Below are 16,513 nucleotides of genomic sequence, written 5' to 3'. Positions count from 1 at the left end.
AGATAGAAGGACTGGATCACCTGGTCTCATCCTTGCCGATATCGTCCGCACGGTCGATGCAGCAATGAACCTAAGCAGACGTTATCGAGGCCGAAGCCCGAACGACCACCATCCGACCAGTGCTGCGCAATGCGTTGAGCCGAGGTCGAGCGACAAGCGATCGTGGCGCTGTGCAACATTCCCGCCCGTCACCCACATGAAAACCCAGCCCGTCGAACCGGCACTAACCGCCGGTTGCGTTGTCAGTAATTGGCATCTGTAGCGACGTGGATCGTCTCTGATAGCGGCACGTCAGGCTACGTTCAGTGTTTTCTCCAATGCCTTAGGGCAAAACGCTCGCGATTGATTGCGTCTTGGACCAACTATTCCTTTTGCGGGCGACATTCTATGGGTTTGCTTCTCGATCCTCGTCATGAGATTGATGCCGCTTTATTAAGCTATCGCCGGGTGTTCTGGGCGCTGGCGCTGTTCAGTGGCGTGATCAACCTGCTGGTGCTGGTGCCGGCGCTCTACATGATGCAGGTGTACGACCGGGTCCTTACCAGTCGCAACGAAACCACCTTGCTCATGCTCACCTTGATCGTCCTGGGACTGTTTCTGTTCAGCGCCCTGATCGAATGGGTACGCGGCGAGGTGATGATTCGCATGAGCGCGGGGCTGGACGAAGCCCTGGGCGAGCGGGTTTTCGACGCGGCCTTCGCCCGCAGCCTGCGCGAGCACAACGCCAACCCGGCGCAGGTGCTCAGCGATCTGGCGACGCTGCGGCAGTTGATCACCGGCCAGGGTCTGATCGCCTTGCTCGATGCGCCGTGGTTGCCAATCTTCCTGCTGGTGGCGTTTATCTTTCATCCCTGGTTCGGTGTGCTGACGCTGGTTCTGGCCCTGGTGCTGATCGGCTTGGCGCTGTGGGGTGAGCTGGCGACGCGGGCACCGCTGGGGGAGGCCAATCGCCTGGGTGTGCAGTCGGCGGTCTATGTAAACAGCACCCTGCACAATGCCGAGGTGATCCAGGCCCTGGGCATGCTCGGGCCGCTGCGCCAGCGCTGGAGCCTGCTGCAGCAACGCATCATTGCCGCCCAGGCCCATGCCAGCGATCGCAGTGCGCGAATTACGTCGGCGAGCCGTTTTGTGCGCATCTCCGGGCAATCGCTGGCTCTGGGCCTGGGGGCCTTGCTGGTGCTCGATGGCCAGTTGTCGGCGGGCATGATGATCGCCATGTCGTTGCTGCTGGGGCGTGCCCTGGCCCCCGTGGAAATCGCCATTGGCTCTTGGAAGCAATTCAACTCCGGCCGCCAGAGCTACCAGCGCCTGAGCCAACTGCTTGCCCAGCATCCGCGTGAGCAGCTGCGTATGCCATTGCCGCCGCCCACCGGCGCGGTGCGTCTGGAGCAGTTGTATGTAGGCCCGCCTGGTGCCTCGCAACCCACTCTGCGTGGCCTCAATTTCAGCCTGGTTAAAGGCGAAGTACTCGCGGTCGTCGGCCCCAGCGCCAGTGGTAAATCGACGCTCGCCAGGGCGTTGGTGGGGATATGGCCGGCCATGGGCGGATCGGTGCGTCTGGACGACGCAGAGATCAGCCAATGGTCCCACGACGCCCTGGGCCCCCATCTCGGCTACCTGCCGCAGGACATCGAGTTGTTCGATGGCAGCGTGGCCGACAACATCGCCCGCTTCGGCGAGCAGGACGCCGACAAGATCATCGCTGCCGGCCGTCACGCCGGTATTCACGAGATGATTCTGAGGTTTCCCAAAGGCTACGACACGCCACTGGGTCCCGGCGGGCTTGGCTTGTCGGGCGGACAGAAACAACGCCTCGGCCTGGCCCGCGCACTTTATGGGCAGCCGTCGCTGATCGTCCTCGACGAGCCCAACTCCAACCTCGACGAAGCCGGCGAGTTGGCGTTGGTGCAGGCCATCAATGCGCTCAAGATCGCCGGCAGCACCGTGGTGTTGATCACCCACCGGCCCAACGTGCTTGCGGTGGTTGACCACATCCTGGTGCTCAAGGACGGCACCCAACAAGCCTTCGGCCCACGGGGGCGGGTGCTCAAGGCATTGATGCCGGGGCCCAGACCGGCCGCGGTGAGGGAGGTTGGCGAAGATGCGTGATCTGACCCCGGATACACAGGCCTACAGCGAGCAGGGGCTGAGCGTGCGCAGCGCCAATACGCTGCCCCGCGCCAGTACCGACGCCGGTGGTGCCGCGCGCTATGGTGTGGGTTTTGTGCTCCTGACGCTGGGCGGCTTTTTGCTCTGGGCCTGCCTGGCGCCGCTCGATCAGGGCGTCGTGGGCAGCGGCACCGTGGTGGTGGCGGGGGAGCGCAAGGCCGTGCAGTCGTTGGTCGGCGGGGTGGTGGAAAGGCTGCTGGTCAGCGATGGCGATCGCGTCAGCCAGGGACAGTTGCTGGTGCAGTTCAATACCGTGCAGGCGCAGTCGCAACTGGACGTGACCCTGGGCAAGTTGCTCAATGATCGCAGCATCGAGGCGCGCTTGATTGCCGAGCGCCTGGGCAGCGCCGAGATCCAGTGGCCCGCTGAACTGCTGGAACGCGCCGGCGAGCCGCGGGTCAAGGCCGCCATGGCCTTGCAGAGCCAGTTGTTTCTGACCCGCCGCGCGGAGCTGGGCAGCCGCTTGCAGATCATCGAGCACGAAGTGGCGGCCTTGCAGCAGCAATTGCTCGGCTACGAGGGCGTCAAGCGCAACTACGACGCGCAGATGCGCTTCCAGCAGCAGGCGCTGGAAGGTCTGCGTGATTTGGCCCGTGAAGGCTACGTTCCACGCAACAAACTCTTCGAGGCCGAGCGCAACGCAGCCCAATTGGCCGGGCAGCTTGCCGCTGGCGTGGGCGATGTCGGCAGGACCCGCCAGGCGATCAACGAAAGCCGACTCAAGGACTTGCAGGCGCAGCAGGAATTTCGTCGCGATGCCGAAACCCAGCTCAGCGAGGTCTCTGCCGAGGCGGCAGGTTATGCCGATCAGATTCATGCCTTGCAGTTTGAAGTCGACAACGGTGCGATCCGTGCGCCGGTGTCCGGGCAGGTCATGGACGTGAGCATTCATACCGTCGGGGGCGTCGCGCAGGCCGGCCAAATCCTGATGCAGGTGGTTCCGTTGGATGCGCCGATGGCGATCACCGCGCGTTTCGAACCGCTGATGGCCAATAAGTTGCGCCCGGGGCTGCCGGTGCATGTGCATTTCACCGCGCTGCAACGGGTGGATACGCCGACCGTCACCGGCACGGTGAGCACGGTGTCGGCGGACCAGTTGATCGACGAACAGACACACCTGCCGTACTTCTCCGCCAAGGTCGAGATTGCCGCCGACACCGTCGCCTCGTTACAGGCCGCCGGGCTGCTGGTGCGCCCCGGCATGCTCGCCGATGTCACGGTGGTAACGGGGGAGCGCACCTTTATGAATTACCTGATGAAACCTTTTCGCGAACGCTTGCTTGCGGCCTTCAAAGAGGAATGAGCGTGACCGACCGTTGCGGCTATCGCTGCGGTGTGCTGCTGAGCCTGTGTAGCAGTTGGGCGGCGATCAATTTTTAACGGGGGCTGACCACTGGGGCGTCATTCAGTGAGCGCACCGCTTGCTCGCGAATTCTGTAGGAGCGGTGGGGGTGCCTAACCCATGCCCCGCGATGGCGCTGGGGCAGTCGGCAACAATACCGAATGCCCCACCGCCTTCACGAGCAAGCCCGCTGCCATAGCTCAGGCGAAGTCGCTGGCTTGCAGTTCCTTGACGCCCACCAGTTCGATCTCGAATTCGGCGCTGGCGTCGGCGTTGACACTGCCGTAGAGGATGCCATCGGCAAAGCGCAGCTCGCCGGTGGCGTCGCTGGCAAAGGCATTGCTGCCGATAAATGTGAAAGCGTCGAAGTCGGCGGTCAGCGGGTTGGCGTCCAGGCCGGTGAAGTCCAACTGGTCGAACTCCGTGCTCTTGAAACTGATGATCACATCGTGCAACGCGCCGACGCCCATGTCCGCCAGCGCACCGAACACGTAGATGTCCGAGCCAGTGCCGCCGGTCAGGCTGTCGGTGCCTTCGCCGCCGATCAGCCGATCATCGCCCGAACCGCCCACCAGCGTATCGTCGCCGGCACCGCCGTGCAGAATGTTTGCGCCACTATTGCCCGTCAGGTTGTCGGCGTAGGCGCTGCCGGTCAGGTTCTCGAAGTACTTCAGGGTATCGAGCCCGGAACCCAGCGTGCTCTGTTGTGCGGACGTCGAGAGGGTGGCGGTAACCCCGGCCATGGCACGTTCAAAGGATACCGTGTCGTTGCCTTCGCGCCCGTCCAGCACGTTATTACCAGCTCCGGCGTACAGCGTGTTGTCCAGCGCATTGCCCGTGCCGTTGGCAGCGTCGGGGGTATTGATATACAGGTTCTCGACATTGTTGCTGAGCGTATAGGCCGCCAGGCTGCTGTGCACACTGTCGATCCCGCCAGACACCGAGTCGCTGTTGGTTTCAATCACGCTATCGCCGGCGTTGTCGACGTAATAGCTGTCGTTGCCATCGCCACCGCTCATGCTGTCGTCTCCGGCTGCACCATCGATAACGTTGTTGGCGGCATTACCGGTGATGAAATTACGCAGCTCATTGCCGGTGCCGTCGATGTCCGACACGCCGGTCAGCAGCAGATTCTCGAGGTTGGCACCCAGCGTCCAGCTGACCGAGGCCTGGACCGTATCGATCTGCGCGGTCGAGGTGTTGGTTTCCACCACGCTGTCGAACACGTTATCGACCACATAGATGTCGTTACCATCACCACCGGTCATGGTGTCGGCACCGAGGTCGCCGTCCAGCGTGTCGTTGCCCGAGCTACCTACCAGGGTGTCCGCCTGATCGGTGCCGGAAATCATTCCGCCTTCGTTTTGTGCGTCGTCGAAGATGTCCTGCACACTGTTGTTATCGTCGGGATTGCCCTGGAAGCCCAAGTCATCGGCGATGTAGTCGGCCAGGCGCTGGCCGACGATTTCTGCTGACTCCTCGTGCAGGTGCCAGACGTCGTCGGGATACACCAGTGGATCGACTTCGTAGCGCAAGGGCAGGTCGGTGTAGTCCACCGCCAGCTTCACATCGGCGTGCTCGGCGGCGATGGCCTCCTGGGTGGCGCGGACATAGTCGACACCCTCGACAATGTCGGCAATCTTTTCTTCCGAATAGCCACGGGCACGCGCGGCGTCCTGCGCGTAGTGTCCGGTCTCCATCATGTACACGTTGAAACTGCCGAACTGGGCGTGCAGGTAATCAAACACCGCCAGCGTAGCGGCCTTGTAAGCAGCCGCTGCAGCAGGCTTGTCGGTGGCACGGGCGATCTCCTGGGCGGCTTCCTCGCCCTGACCCCAAACGATGCCCATGGTGACGTTATCGATGGACTTGAGCTCGGTAAGCTGATCCTGCAACAACGCCACGGCGCGCAACAGCGCAGGCCCGGGTTGGTTGGTGTCGGTCAGCCACCAGCACAACTTGAGTTCCTCGGCGCCCAGGGTCGACAGGCCGTTGACCGTGCTGCCACCGACCGCGATATCGATGCCATTGCCGTCGGCATCGTCGAACTGGCTGCGTACGTCATAGGTGGTGTACTTATTCAGGTCATTGACCAGCATCGACGTACCGGACTGATCGTCGTCCTCGCTCATGCGCAGCAGGCGCGCATTGGATTGGCCGAGGGTCGGCAGGTAGAGGATGTCTTGCTGGGCGCGTTCGCCGAACACGAAGTCATCGGCAGTCAGGGTATTGAGGTAGTTGCCGCTGAGGGCGATTTCATAGCGATTACCGTTGGCGTCGGCTTCGCTGGATTTGATGTAGGTCTTGTCGCCGGCCGAGTTCAGGGTCATGTACAGCGTGCTGTTGCTGCCATTGCCGAGGCCGAGAAAGCCCAGGCCGGAGACATCGATCTTGTCGACGCCCGCGGTGAAGTCATAGATCGTATCGGTGGCTGTAAGGCCGCCGCTGTTGTAGTCGCGGTAGCTGTCGAGCACGTCGGTGTAGCGGAAGGTGTCGGCACCGTCGCCGCCGTACAACGAGTCGCGTCCAGCGCCACCGTCGACGATGTCCATGCCGGCACCGGCCCTGATCGTGTCGGTACCGCCCAGGCCGAGGATCAGGTCCGCGCCCGCCGTGCCGTTGAGGGACTCGGCGTTGTCGGTCCCGGTGATGGTGTTGGCGGGCGCGTCGGCCACCGCCAGGGCGAAGCTGTCGCTCACCGAGGCACCTGACGGATCGCTGGCCTTGACCAACAGGTTGTAGTTGCCTGACGCGGTGCTGGTCGGCGTGCCGGTGAAAGTCAGGTTGGCGGCATTGAAACTCAGCCAGGCGGGCAGGGCGCTGCCGTCGGCCAGGGTCGCGGTGTAGGTCAGTACATCCTGGTTGGCGTCGCTGAAGCTGTCGGAGGTAACGGTGTAGGTGAACGGCGAGTTTTCGGTGGCGTTCTGGTCGAGCAGGGGAATGACCACCACCGGCGCCACGTTGCTGGGCGCGTTCTGGTCGGCGAACAGAAAGTGACTGGCCGTCAGGCTGTTGACCAGGTTACCCGCCAGCGACACTTCGAAGCGGTTGCCGTTGGCGTCGACGGTGAGGTCTTTGAGATAGGTGCGGTTGGTTGAGGCGCTGTAGGAGACCAGCAGCGTGCCATCCTGGCCGTTACCCAGGCCGGTGTAGCCGAGCGCCGACACATCGATCTTGTCGGCGGCCACATCGAAATCGAGGATCTGGTCACTGAAGCTGGTGGAACTGGTGCGGTAGCTGTCGAGTTCCGAGGTGTAGCGGAACACGTCGGCACCCGCGCCACCGGTGAGTTTGTCCGCACCAGTGCCGCCCACCAGAATGTCGTTGCCGGCACTGCCATTAAGGGTGTCGTTACCGGCGCCACCGAACAGTTGCTCGTTGGCCGCGGTGCCGGTCAGCGTGTCGTTATTCGGCGTGCCATTGATCACAATGGGCGCGGCTGGCACATCCTGCACCGCCAGGGTAAAGCTGTCGCTGACGGGCGCGTTGCTGCCGTCGGTCGCGGTGACCTGGATAGCATAAGTGCCCGAGGCCGTATCGCTTGGTGTGCCGCTGAAGGTGCGACTGGCGGCATCGAAGATCAGCCAGCTGGGCAGGGCGCTGCCATTGGCCAGTTTGGCGGTGTAGCTGAGGCTGTCGTTATCCGGATCGGTAAAACTGGTGGCCGGCACCACGTAGCTGAACGGGGTGTTTTCGGTCGCGTTCTGATCCAGCAGCGGCGTGGCCAGCACCGGCGCCTGGTTGGTGGGCGACGAAGTGGCGAAGACAAAATTGGCGCTGGTCAGGGTGTCGAGGTAATTGCCGTCCAGCCCCACCTCGAAGCGGTTGCCATCGGCGTCGACGTCCAGCGATTTGATGTAGGTCTTGGTAGCGGAACTGTTGAGCGCCACATATACGCTGTCATTCCTGCCGTCGCCAAGGCCGGTGAAGCCCATGGCGGAGAGGTCGATCTTGTCGGCGGTGACATCGAAGTCGGTGATCACATCACCGAGGTTTGCACCCTCAGTGCTGTAGTTGCGGTAACTGTCCAGGCGGTTGGAGAACACGAAGGTATCCGCCCCGGTGCCGCCGGTGAGGGTGTCCTTGCCTGCACCGCCGTCGAGCCTGTCATCGCCCGCGCCGCCACTGAGGCTGTCATTGTCCGCCAGGCCGAGCAGGGTGTCGGCCGACTCGCTGCCCATGAGTGAGTCGCTGCCGCTGGTGCCGGTGACCACCCGATTGAAGATGAAGTTGCTGGCGGTCAGGGTGTCGGTAAGGTTGCCCGAGAGAATCAGCTCGAAGCGATTGCCGCTGGCATCGGCATCGTAGTCCTTGATGTAGGTGCGGTCGCTGCTGGCGCTGTAGCTGATCTGCAGAGTACCGCCACGGCCGTTACCCAGGCCGGTAAAGCCCAGCCCCGCGAGGTCGATCTTGTCCTGGGTGACGTCGAAATCGGTAACGATGTCATTGAAGCTGGTGGTGGCGTTGCGGTAACTGTCGGACTGGCTGGCGAAGCGGAACGTATCGGTGCCGGTGCCGCCGGTGAGTCTGTCGATGCCCGCGCCGCCCACCAGGATGTCGTCTCCGGCGTCGCCATTGATGGTGTCGTCACCGGCACCGCCGTAGAAAATCTCGTTGGCGCTGCTGCCCAGCAGGGTGTCGTTGCCAGCCGTGCCTTGTACGGTGGTTATCGGCACCGTGGCGCTGACATAGCTGCCGTCGCCATAGACCAGCGTGGCACCCTTGCTGGTATGACTGATGGTGTTGGCGATGATGGCGTTACGATCGGTGCCGTCTTCGTTGCGCTCGGCGACGCCGTAGGTCGACAGATCGCTGCCGCTGATAATGTTGTCCTGAATAAGGTTGTCGCTGCCGTTGAAGTATCGGCCGGAGACGCCCAGGGTGTCGTCGTAGGACTGGATGATGATTTCCGGTACCGGGTTGCCCAGGGAGTTGTTGTTGAGCGTGTTGTCGGTCACTTCGACATGGTTGCTGCCGTAGATGCGAATCCCGGCGCTGGCGTTATCGTGAATATCGATGCTGCTGACGGTCACGTCGCTGGACAGCTTGATCAGTACCCCTTCGCCGCCATTGCCATACACCTCGCCACCGGTAATGGTGATGTTGCTGGGCGAGGGGATGTCCTCGCTGCCGCGCTGCACCACGATGCCGTTGCCGCCGTTGTCGTAGGCAACGTTATTGGTCATGGTGAAGTCGTGGGTGCTGGTGACGACGTTGAAGCCGTGGCGGTCGTTGTTGTAGGCGATGTTGTTTTCGAAGGTGCTGTTGCTGAGGAAGTCGGCGACGAAGCCGTCCAGGCCGTTACCGTGGGCCACGCTGTTCTTGATGACCATATTGACGGTCTGCTCGTGGGGGTCGAAACCGTACCCGGAGCAATCCTTGATCTCGACGCTGTCGAGGGTGACGTTGGAGTCGTAGCCTTCTTCGCCTGGAATATAGCCGTTGAACCAACCGTCGATCTTGCCCGTGGTAGCGTCGCGGTTGCCGTCGATGGTGAGGTGGCTGACGCCGAAGTCGTGGGTTTCCTCACCGTAGGCCGAGCGGATGATGCCCGTGATCTTGGTGTCGGAGCCGTCGGCCACCTTGACAGTGGTTTCACCCATGCCGTCGCCGTACAGGGAGACGTTGCTTTTAAGCATCAAACAGCCGTCGGACGGTTCCTCTCCTGCCGAAACGATATAAGTCCCGGTCGGCATATACACCTGCCCGCCGCCTGCCGCGGCCGCCGCATCGATCGCGCTTTGTATCGCCGCCGTGTCGTCGCTGATGCCATCTCCTTTGGCGCCAAAATTTTGTACATTGAAAATCATTAGCTTATCTCCGTATAGGGCTTAAACCACGGCATATGCCAATATTCCATCGGCGGCCACGGTGTTAGGGTCCAGCGGAGCGAAAAAGTTATTACCGCATATCGGGTAAGTGTCAAAAAACCTAACTGGCTGATCAACGGCTGGGGCTAATTTATGAAAAGTAACGTTCTGTTGACGATCGCCCAGGTGGCGAGCGATGCCCCTGTGCTAACGGGTTCCGCGGCGGATTGGCATCACCTCCCAGGGTACGGCCCACGCGATAACCTCGAATAAACTGTCGCCCGGTGAAGAAGGGTGGCCGAGGAGGCTCATGAGTTATCCGCTGTTTCTGACCTTGCACCTGTTCGCCGCGCTGGTTTTCATCGGTACGGTGTTTTTCGAGGTGCTATTTCTCGAGAGCATCCGCAAACAACTGCCGGCAAAGGCATGGTGCTGCTGGAACAGGGCATCAGTCGGCGTGCCCGACAGCTGATGCCCTGAGTGCTGCTGGTGCTGTTCGGCGCAGGCGGAACCATGGTCTGGCTGCGGTACTGGTCGGTGCTGTTATCGTTCGGGTTATTGCTGGGGTTGAAGATTGTGCTGGCGGGCAACGGCGCCGCATCACCATCCTGCACGAGCAGCGGTACACGCTGACCTGAAGAGAAGAGAAATGCCACTGAGCAGGCTTCATCGGCAACCACCGCATTCAATGACTCGCCGTGAACACGAAGTACATGGCTCTTTAGGAGAGAGGGTGTTGGAGCAGGATTGTCGAATCAGGACCTTACGAAGCGCATGAGCATGAGCATGTATGACATGGCATCCTATTTAACATAATATACATTATGCGAAGTCACTGGTGGTTAGTGCGAAGGGAACAAACCGCCAGAATGATCAGGATGCTTTTGCCGCTAGTCAGGCTTGTCGGACCTGCTGGGCGGTTTGCTGATGGCTTCGAGTACGATTGCACCGGAGCTGGTTGACTCACTGACGTTTACCCTGGCGTGTGTCTGCCGACGTTCTTCTCTATTTCAATCACGGCTGTTCACCCCAGGAGTTTTTCTCCTGTGGATTGGCGGTTCCTTCGTACTTGGTTTTAGCGCCGCTCAGCACGAACAAAACGAATCCTGAGTTGCGCAGCACTGGCCACAAAGTGATGATTTCTCTCGCCTCAGGCAGCTCCAAGCTATCTGCTGACACTGACATGTCCCTTCATCGCCCTGAGTCCTGCACCAAGTACGAGCTGGAAGCCGAGTTCCTTTTATTGCACAGACTCCGCGCCAATCTGCTTCACCAGACACTCGGTGGCGAAATCTCATGCACTGACATGCAGTGTGCTCTGTTCTAGTCCGCGCGCTGGTTTCACTACAGGAACAGCCAGTTTGCCGCCAATGGCAGCACAACTGCCGTCATCACGCCGAGCAGGCTCATGCCCAATGCGGCGAAAGCGGCGCATTCTTCGCCTTCTTCAAGCGCCCGTGCAGTGCCGATGGCATGGGCGTTGATGCCGTAGCTAAGGCCGCGGGCGGCTGGATGATCGACCTTCGCCCAGCCTAGCAATAACGGCCCCAACGCGGTGCCTATGACTCCGGTGAGCATCACGGCTACCGCCGCCAGCGGCACGATGCCCTCGAGTTGCTCCGTGACCAGCATGGCAATCGGCATGGTCACGGATTTGCTCGACAGGCTGGCCAGTACCGGCACGCTGGCACCCAGGGCCTGGGCGATCAACAGGGTCAGCAGCACCGTCAGCGTGCCGCCGAGCATCACGGTCAGCAACACGGGCCAGAGCAGCAGGCGGATACGCCTCAGGTTGCTATACAGCGGTACTGCCAAGGCCACGGTCGCAGGCCCCAGCAACAACGCGATGGGCGCGGCACCCTCGCGGTAGCTGGGGTAATCCAGGCCGCAGGCGAACAGTGCTGCCACCACCAATAGCATGGCGACCATCACCGGTTGCAGCAGCAACCAGCCGCTGCGCCGATACAGCCAGAGGGCAAGCTGAAAGGCCAGCAGGGTCAAGCCCAGTGCAAACAAGGGATGGTGGACAACGCTGTGCCCTCCCCCCTGCAGCTCCGCCAGGCTCATGGACGTTCTCCCGACTTGTCTGCTGATCTATTTATCAGGTGCTGCAGTAGCCAGCCGCAAAATGGAATGGTCACCAGCAATGACAGCACCAGCGCCACAGCAATGGCCAGACCGTCTTCGCGCAAGGCATCACCAGCCAGCATGATCCCGGCAGCAGGCACCACCAGCAGCAATGGCAGGTAAGCAAGCAAGCCGCTGGCCGCCTGATTGAGCGGGTCGCCCACCTGGCCACGCACGATGAGCACGCCGAACAACAGCAACATGCCGATAATTGCTCCTGGCAGCATGGGTAGCCACAAGGCGCTGAGCAGTGTGCCCAGCAGTTGCAAGAGCACCAGCCAGGTCAAGCCCTTTAGCATCAGCCCTCTCCCCTGCTGCGCCGACGAAACAACGGCCGCGGCTCGATGGCCGAGCGGCCGTAGAGCACGCTCATGCCGGCCAGGCCCTTGAGCGCGTCCGCGGCGGATTTGTCCTTGCGCACGGCGAAGGTATCGAAGCCGCACTGGCGCATATGGCTGAGCTGGTCGCGCAATACATCGCCGAGCGCGCGCAATTCGCCCGTCCAGCCCAGCCGAGTACGCAACAGGTAGGCCTGGCTGTAACCGCGGCCGTCGCGGAAGCTGGGGAACTCGATGGCGATCAGCGGCAGCACCGGCAGATAGGCCGCAATGCTCTCGACCTCGTCATCCGGGGCCAGGCACAGGCCATCCAGGCTGAAGCGCCGGCCCGCGAGCGTCGCCTCATCCTGGCGCGCCAGCCAGGCCGCCAACGGCAGGATCAACGGGCCGGCGGGTCGCGCCTGGTCCGGCTCGCGCAGCCACTGCCAGGGATCATCCGCCACCACCCGGGCCTCGCCTGCGCTCAAGCGAATCAGGTTGTTCATGCCGGCACCTGGGTCTTGCGATAGACCTGTTCCTTGAACGGTTCGAGGCCGATGCGCTGCACCGTATCGACGAAGCGTTCGTCAACCTCGCGGTAGTCGCTGAAGGTCTTGACCAGGCCTTCGATCACCTCGGGAATCTCCACCGCGCTAAACGAAGGCCCAATCACCTTGCCCAGGGCGCTGGCCTTGCCCTGGGCCCCGCCGATGGTCACCTGGTACCACTCGCTGCCGTTCTTATCCACGCCGAGGATGCCGATATTGCCAATATGGTGATGGCCGCAGGCATTGATGCAGCCGGAGATATTCAGGCTCAGCTCGCCGAGCCTGTGCAGGGCGTCCTGGTCGGCGAAACGCTGCTGGATCGACTGGGCGATGGGGATCGACTTGGCATTGGCCAGGGCGCAGTAATCGCCGCCCGGGCAGACGATCATATCGGTCAGCAGGCCGATATTTGCAGTGCCCAGGCCATGGCTCAGGGCGCGCTGGTAAAGGTCATGCAAATCGGCCTTGGGCACATCCGGCAGCACCACATTCTGCTCGTGGGCGATGCGGATCTCGCCGAAACCGAAGTCCTCGGCCAGGTCGGCGATGGCGTGCATCTGCGCCGAGGTCACATCCCCGGGCGGCGAACTGGCCCCCGGCTTGGTCGACAGCACCACCGAGGCGTAACCCGCTACCCGGTGCGGGCGTACATTGCGCGAGACCCAGCGGGCGAAGCCCGGGTCGCGGGCCAGGGCGCTGCCGAAGTCCAGGTCGGCTTCATCCAGGCTGGCATAGACCGGCGCGACGAATGCCGCCGCCACCCGCTGATACTCGGCCGCGGTCAGCTCCGCCGGGCCGTCCTTGATCTGCTGCCACTCGGCCTCGACTTCCCGGGCGAAGGCCTCGATGCCCAGGGCCTTGACCAGAATCTTGATCCGCGCCTTGTACTTGTTGTCGCGCCGGCCGTGGCGGTTGTAGACCCGCAGCACGGCCTCGACGTAGGACAGCAGATGATTCCAGGGCAGGCCCTCGCGGATCTGTTGGCTGAGGATCGGGGTGCGCCCCAGGCCACCGCCGACCATCACCCGCAGCAGCAACTTGCCGGCCGCATCGCGATACAGGTACAGGCCGATGTCGTGCATCATCACCGCCGCGCGGTCTTCCTGCGCGGCGCACAGGGCGATCTTGAATTTGCGTGGCAGGTAGAGAAATTCCGGGTTGACCGTCGACCACTGACGCAGAATCTCCGCCAATGGCCGCGGGTCGAGCAGCTCGTCGGCGGCGACCCCGGCGAAGGCCTCGGTGGTGATGTTGCGCACGCAGTTGCCGGAGGTCTGGATCGCATGCATCTCGACCTCGGCCAGGCGTTCGAGAATATCGCCGACCTGCTCCAGCTCGATCCAGTTGAACTGGATATTCTGCCGGGTGGTGAAGTGCCCGTAGTTGCGGTCGTAGTCCCGGGCGATACCCGCCAGGGTGCGCAGTTGCCGTGCGGACAGGGTGCCGTAGGGAATTGCCACGCGCAGCATATAGGCATGCTTTTGCATGTAGAGGCCGTTCTGCAAACGCAGCGGCAGAAACTCTTCCTCGCTCAACTCGCCGCTGAGCCGCCGCTCGATCTGATCGCGAAACTGCGCCACGCGCTCGCGCACCAGAGCGCGGTCGTATTCATCGTATTGGTACATCGGCGGCCTCGGCTGTTATCGATGGCCACACTATGCGCGTGGCCCTGATAGCGAAACAGCTGCAGATCCAGCGGAAAAATACGGAGCAGATTGGATGCCTCCGGCGCGCGATGCTGCCAGATTCAGAACGCCCATTGTCTCAGGCGACACTCACGCGCCGAATGCATTAGCTGCCAACAGCTAAGGCTCTGGTGTTGCGCGACCGGGCATCTGTGAATTGTCTAAACGCCGGAGAGCACGCCTGGATCGCCGGTACGCCAGACGTTATCAATCGTGACGCGCTGAATCAGCCAAACCTCGCCCTTTCTCATAAGTTCGACGTCGTAGCGGTTTTTCATGAGGTAGTGGCGCGAGTGATCGTTCTGCGGCACGTGTTGCGCTTCCACGAGCGCTTCCAAATGCGCCTTGTCACCGTCGACGCTGACCCGAGGATTGTTCACGGAATGCGTCGTGTCGATCAGGCTTAAAGCGTCCGACAGGGCCGCGACGATAATCTCCCTACCTTCCAATACAGGGTATTCAAAGCCAGCTTTTGCCGCGGCAGGCCTGAAATCGGAGATCGCATCATCGGCAAACGCAGACGCGAGAAGGTCACGATCACGCAGATCAATACCTGCGGCAAATCGGTAGAGGGTTTCAACTACAGCGAGCTTGTCTGCAGTTTCATTTGGCTGTGTGAACGACATGGTTAACGCCTTATTGAAGATGAGTCGCCATGGTATAAGTTGTATACCAGATATCAATTACGCACTTTGAAGTCATCAGGTATATCGGAGGAAACCGCATGCAGGAAAGGGGCGATCAGGCGCTGACCCAAATCGGCTCAGATACAGAGGACAACAGAGTCGACTGCTCGAGCCGTTACTTGCTGGATCAGATCGCCGATAAGTGGTCGGTGCTGATCCTCACAGCGCTTTGCAAGGAGCCGCTGCGGTTCAATGAACTCAAGCGCTGCCTGGACGGCATTACCCAAAAAGCGTTGACGCAAGCCCTGCGCCGCCTTGAACGCAATGGCATTGTTGCCCGTCGGGTAATCCCATCCTCGCAGATCGCGGTGGAGTACAGCATCACGCCATTGGGCCGGACACTGGAGGAACCGTTCCGGGCCTTATACCTCTGGACGATCAATCATTTGCCCACCGTCATACAAGCGCAGTCGGCATTCGATGAGCGCGAAGTCGAGGCGTTGTAGCACCCTATAAATCAGTGATTGTGGTCCCTGCAATCGTCTCGGCGAAACCGACTCCGAACATCCGTCCAGGGGTTTCAAAGCCTGGTCGCCGCTCACCGCCCAGCGCCCGCCGCGCCGCCTCCACAGCCGCTAAAGGTGTGTAGGTGTAGCCGTTGACGGTCTCGATCACTGAACGCGCAACCATGCCGTCAGCCCCTGTCACTTCAGCCACTGCGCGGGCGCGGTTGGCCTCACGCTGCTGAGCGCTTGGGCCGTCGGGAAGTTGTGAGAGATCGCCTTCCGGGAAGGCATCTCCGGTGATGTGCACGAACATGGCGATATTGCGGATCCCGGTGGAATGCCAGCCGGTGATCAGGTCACCAAAGGACAGCGGCGCGCACAGTGCCGGGCCATCGCCAAAATCGAAGTGCTGCGGCTGCGCGTCGGGTGTTGCCACCAGCAGCCCGTCAACCCGTGCCAAGAGGCCCGCGCCAATGATCTCGCTGACACTCAAAGCCGATCCCCGTGACATGGAGCCTGCGACCTGTAGCGCCACCTTCAGCGACTGCGGATCCTGTACACGGCGAGCGACATGCATTGCCAGGCAGTCTGTCGGCACCACGTCCCAGCCGACCCCAGGCAGCAACATGACACCCGCCTCGGCGGCCTGAGCGCCAAGCCGTTCCGCCTGCCGATAGACGTTGATCTCGGCGGTAATGTCCAGGTAGTCGACCCCCGCCTTGATGCAGGCCTGCATCAAGGCGTCCGCCGTCTGTGCAAAAGGCCCTGCGAAATTCAGCAGCACGCCGATGCCTTCCACGGATTCAGCTGCCTTATCCGGGGTGAACACGCGGTAAGCAACGTCCAGTTGCGCAGCGAGAGACGCCAATCTTTCGGCATTGCGCCCAGCGATCACAACGTCCAGCCCCAGCGCTTTGGCATGCTCGGCAGCCATGCGACCGGTGTAGCCCGTCGCGCCGTAGATCATTAATTTATTCATTGGTCGTGCTGCCAGTTCTTGTAGACGAACTCGAGGCTGTAGCCGTCCGGGTCAAGGACATTGGCAGCGTAGTAATTGGGGTCGTAATACAGACGTGCGCCTGGGGCGCCGTTGTCGCGAGCGCCATTGTCCATGGCCGCCGCGTAGGCCGCATTGACCTCGGCCTTGCTGTTCGCCACGAAGCCAACATGAACGGCCCTCCCCTCCACTACGCCCTCGCGCAACCAGAAAAATACCCGCCCATTGGCGCCGAATCCCTTGAGATCCGGGTGGCCTGGAGGGCCATCCTTGCCGTCGTAATCAAGTCGCGCGGTAATGCCAAGCGGGGTCAGTGTTGCGGTGTAGAAACGGATGGAACGATCAACGTCGCTTACCGAGATAAAAATATGATCAAGCATGCGCTA

General features: G+C 61.7%; 12 protein-coding genes and 1 pseudogene. 4 read left to right on the top strand and 9 right to left on the bottom strand.

What is annotated here, in order from left to right:
• Positions 1-387: 387 nt before the first annotated feature.
• Together R3355_RS21770 and R3355_RS21765 are read left to right on the top strand one after the other, a co-directional pair.
• Positions 388-2,109, top strand: coding sequence for a type I secretion system permease/ATPase (locus R3355_RS21770; protein ID WP_318963154.1), 1,722 nt, complete (start codon positions 388-390; stop codon positions 2,107-2,109).
• Positions 2,102-3,472: an HlyD family type I secretion periplasmic adaptor subunit gene (locus R3355_RS21765; RefSeq protein WP_318963153.1), complete on the top strand. Its 1,371-nt coding sequence runs from the start codon at positions 2,102-2,104 to the stop codon at positions 3,470-3,472. The genes R3355_RS21770 and R3355_RS21765 overlap by 8 nt, the downstream gene beginning before the upstream one ends.
• Before the next feature lie 239 nt (positions 3,473-3,711).
• On the opposite strand, the gene R3355_RS21760 is transcribed toward R3355_RS21765, so the two are convergent.
• The gene (locus R3355_RS21760) at positions 3,712-9,321 is read right to left on the bottom strand and encodes a putative Ig domain-containing protein (RefSeq protein ID WP_318963152.1); all 5,610 of its coding nucleotides are present in this window, start codon (positions 9,319-9,321) and stop codon (positions 3,712-3,714) included.
• Positions 9,322-9,631: 310 nt separating this feature from the next.
• Between R3355_RS21760 and R3355_RS21755 the strand changes: the two are divergent.
• Positions 9,632-9,906 (top strand): annotated as a pseudogene (locus R3355_RS21755) (hypothetical protein); the annotation flags it as partial.
• Between the two features lie 429 nt (positions 9,907-10,335).
• On the opposite strand, the gene R3355_RS21750 reads toward R3355_RS21755, so the two are convergent.
• The 6 genes from R3355_RS21750 to R3355_RS21725 form a co-directional block, all read right to left on the bottom strand.
• Positions 10,336-10,506 carry a hypothetical protein gene (locus R3355_RS21750; protein WP_318963151.1) on the bottom strand — a complete coding sequence of 57 codons (171 nt, stop codon included), beginning with the start codon at positions 10,504-10,506 and terminating at the stop codon, positions 10,336-10,338.
• A 159-nt stretch (positions 10,507-10,665) separates the two neighbouring features.
• A complete protein-coding gene (locus R3355_RS21745; protein WP_318963150.1) occupies positions 10,666-11,388 on the bottom strand; it encodes an LrgB family protein in 723 nt (240 codons plus the stop codon).
• Positions 11,385-11,750, bottom strand: a complete 366-nt coding sequence (locus R3355_RS21740; RefSeq protein WP_318949317.1) for a CidA/LrgA family protein — start codon at positions 11,748-11,750, stop codon at positions 11,385-11,387. Before R3355_RS21740 ends, R3355_RS21745 begins: the two co-directional genes overlap by 4 nt.
• Positions 11,747-12,271 (bottom strand): DUF934 domain-containing protein, encoded by a 525-nt coding sequence (locus R3355_RS21735; protein ID WP_318949310.1) that lies wholly within the window; start codon positions 12,269-12,271, stop codon positions 11,747-11,749. The genes R3355_RS21740 and R3355_RS21735 overlap by 4 nt, the downstream gene beginning before the upstream one ends.
• On the bottom strand, positions 12,268-13,938 hold the full coding sequence (locus tag R3355_RS21730; protein ID WP_318963149.1) for a nitrite/sulfite reductase: 1,671 nt from the start codon (positions 13,936-13,938) through the stop codon (positions 12,268-12,270). The genes R3355_RS21735 and R3355_RS21730 overlap by 4 nt, the downstream gene beginning before the upstream one ends.
• Before the next feature lie 221 nt (positions 13,939-14,159).
• Complete coding sequence (locus R3355_RS21725; RefSeq protein ID WP_318963148.1) at positions 14,160-14,624, bottom strand: nuclear transport factor 2 family protein; 465 nt, start codon at positions 14,622-14,624, stop codon at positions 14,160-14,162.
• A gap of 98 nt (positions 14,625-14,722) precedes the next feature.
• On the opposite strand from R3355_RS21725, the gene R3355_RS21720 reads away from it, so the two are divergent.
• Positions 14,723-15,130, top strand: coding sequence for a helix-turn-helix domain-containing protein (locus R3355_RS21720; RefSeq protein ID WP_318949307.1), 408 nt, complete (start codon positions 14,723-14,725; stop codon positions 15,128-15,130).
• 4 nt (positions 15,131-15,134) lie between these two features.
• On the opposite strand, the gene R3355_RS21715 is transcribed toward R3355_RS21720, so the two are convergent.
• A complete protein-coding gene (locus R3355_RS21715; protein ID WP_318963146.1) occupies positions 15,135-16,109 on the bottom strand; it encodes a saccharopine dehydrogenase family protein in 975 nt (324 codons plus the stop codon).
• On the bottom strand, positions 16,106-16,507 hold the full coding sequence (locus R3355_RS21710) for a VOC family protein (RefSeq protein WP_318949305.1): 402 nt from the start codon (positions 16,505-16,507) through the stop codon (positions 16,106-16,108). Before R3355_RS21710 ends, R3355_RS21715 begins: the two co-directional genes overlap by 4 nt.
• Between the last annotated feature and the right edge of the window lie 6 nt (positions 16,508-16,513).

It is taken from the genome of Pseudomonas sp., from assembly GCF_033723075.1.
Lineage (GTDB): Bacteria > Pseudomonadota > Gammaproteobacteria > Pseudomonadales > Pseudomonadaceae > Aquipseudomonas.
This window is presented reverse-complemented; position numbering and strand designations above follow the sequence as displayed.

Coding starts and splice junctions, on each gene's coding strand:
- R3355_RS21765 (WP_318963153.1), top strand. CDS start 2,102: ATGCGTGATCTGACCCCGGATACACAGGCCTACAGCGAGCAGGGGCTG.
- R3355_RS21750 (WP_318963151.1), bottom strand. CDS start 10,506: ATGTCAGTGTCAGCAGATAGCTTGGAGCTGCCTGAGGCGAGAGAAATC.
- R3355_RS21715 (WP_318963146.1), bottom strand. CDS start 16,109: ATGAATAAATTAATGATCTACGGCGCGACGGGCTACACCGGTCGCATG.
- R3355_RS21710 (WP_318949305.1), bottom strand. CDS start 16,507: ATGCTTGATCATATTTTTATCTCGGTAAGCGACGTTGATCGTTCCATC.
- R3355_RS21720 (WP_318949307.1), top strand. CDS start 14,723: ATGCAGGAAAGGGGCGATCAGGCGCTGACCCAAATCGGCTCAGATACA.
- R3355_RS21745 (WP_318963150.1), bottom strand. CDS start 11,388: ATGAGCCTGGCGGAGCTGCAGGGGGGAGGGCACAGCGTTGTCCACCAT.
- R3355_RS21725 (WP_318963148.1), bottom strand. CDS start 14,624: ATGTCGTTCACACAGCCAAATGAAACTGCAGACAAGCTCGCTGTAGTT.
- R3355_RS21760 (WP_318963152.1), bottom strand. CDS start 9,321: ATGATTTTCAATGTACAAAATTTTGGCGCCAAAGGAGATGGCATCAGC.
- R3355_RS21770 (WP_318963154.1), top strand. CDS start 388: ATGGGTTTGCTTCTCGATCCTCGTCATGAGATTGATGCCGCTTTATTA.
- R3355_RS21730 (WP_318963149.1), bottom strand. CDS start 13,938: ATGTACCAATACGATGAATACGACCGCGCTCTGGTGCGCGAGCGCGTG.
- R3355_RS21735 (WP_318949310.1), bottom strand. CDS start 12,271: ATGAACAACCTGATTCGCTTGAGCGCAGGCGAGGCCCGGGTGGTGGCG.